We start from the raw sequence: 268 nt of genomic DNA on the forward strand, positions 1-268 counted from the left end.
GCATCCGCCACCGCAGACCCCACGGCACCACTGTGACCGCGCGCGGCGGCGCCGATCGCGTCCGACATGTCGTTGGCGCCGATCCACAGCACATACAGCGCCGACGGGTCGGCCTGGGCGTGGGCGGCATCGAAGGCCGCGATCTGCTGGTTGAAGCTCAGCGCGGTGGGCGGCAGGCCGCTGGCCACCGACGAGACGCGGGCGCCGCCGAAGGCATAGTTGCTGCCGCCCTGCAGCGACGGACGCAGCGCCAGGCCAAGCCCGGTGG

The 268-nt window shown here is 73.5% G+C and carries 1 protein-coding gene; it reads right to left on the reverse strand.

The window, feature by feature from the left end:
• A partial coding sequence (locus RVY79_RS19885; protein ID WP_317466297.1) for an SGNH/GDSL hydrolase family protein occupies positions 1 to 268 on the reverse strand: 268 nt, incomplete at both ends.

The organism is Chromohalobacter sp. HP20-39 (assembly GCF_033052815.1).
Lineage (GTDB): Bacteria > Pseudomonadota > Gammaproteobacteria > Pseudomonadales > Halomonadaceae > Chromohalobacter.